Genomic DNA, 371 nt, shown 5'->3' with positions numbered 1-371 from the left:
GTATTTATTCTAAAATTCTGATTTTAGCATTCATCTCCTCTTCACTGTATTCTTATGCATGGGGATTGACCGGGCACAGAATTATTGCAGAAATTGCAGAAAATCATCTTTCCGGAAGAGCAAGGAGAGAAATCAGAAAAATAATGGGCCAGGAACGTCTTGCCTATTGGGCAAACTGGCCGGACTTTATTAAATCTGATACCACAGGAGCATGGAAACAGGCTTCATCATGGCATTATGTAAATATTGATCCACAGGTTGATTTTAAAGCTTTTGAGCAGAATCTTAAAGCTCAGGCAGGTCCAAGTCTTTATACACAGGCAAAAACTTTATCCAGCCAGATTAAAGACAAAAATACTTCTGAAAAAGAC

The 371-nt window shown here is 38.3% G+C and carries 1 protein-coding gene; it reads left to right on the top strand.

All coding sequences use genetic code 11. The features are described 5' to 3' along the window. Positions 1–2: 2 nt before the first annotated feature. A partial coding sequence (locus SCA31_RS22655; RefSeq protein WP_410699304.1) for a S1/P1 nuclease occupies positions 3–371 on the top strand: 369 nt, incomplete at its 3' end.

Source organism: Chryseobacterium sp. SIMBA_028 (assembly GCF_046535285.1).
GTDB lineage: Bacteria > Bacteroidota > Bacteroidia > Flavobacteriales > Weeksellaceae > Chryseobacterium.
This window is presented reverse-complemented; position numbering and strand designations above follow the sequence as displayed.